The sequence below is a fragment of the Salipiger sp. 1_MG-2023 genome, assembly GCF_030547555.1.
In the GTDB taxonomy this organism is placed as follows: Bacteria; Pseudomonadota; Alphaproteobacteria; order Rhodobacterales; family Rhodobacteraceae; genus Salipiger.
Map to the genome: position 1 here is coordinate 1 of NZ_JAUOQN010000197.1, position 525 is coordinate 525.

General features: G+C 60.8%; 1 protein-coding gene. It reads right to left on the bottom strand.

The window, feature by feature from the left end:
* Nucleotides 1–346, bottom strand: a 346-nt coding sequence (locus Q4543_RS24560) for a transposase (RefSeq protein WP_303442824.1), incomplete at its 3' end; no start/stop codon positions are given.
* Between the last annotated feature and the right edge of the window lie 179 nt (nt 347–525).

Consider the following 525-nt stretch of genomic DNA (forward strand, 5'->3'; position numbering starts at 1 on the left):
GAACCTCTGCGTCGATCTCGTCGGTCTTGGCAAGACGGCCAAGGACATCCGCAAAACGCCGGGATCGGTATGGATTGATGATCGCGACTGGAACACCAGCAGCGTGCAGACAGACATGCGCCGCACGATGGTATCGCCCCGTCGCCTCCATCACCACCAGCTTGGCCGATACCGCCAAGCACCGTGTTCGGAGCTTGTGGATTCCGGCTGTATCATTCTCGACCCGGAGCCGCTCCCCGTCAGGGTGCAGGAACACGTCGAGCCAATTCTTGCTGACATCAATACCGACCACGACGGCGGCCGGACTGCTCCTGCCAGGCGTTGCCTTTCCTCTCATGCGGGACATCAAGGACTCCCCTTCATCTGTTCAGGACCAAAACCTATAAAGGGGACCGACCCAGCTTTCCCACGGCCCTGAAAAGCCCAGGGGAACTACGGCCCGATCCCCACCCAGACATCCCACATTGCAGGCGCTCCGGGGAGACGTTCCGCGAACGGGGACGTCCTACCGGGAAAGATAAGAGG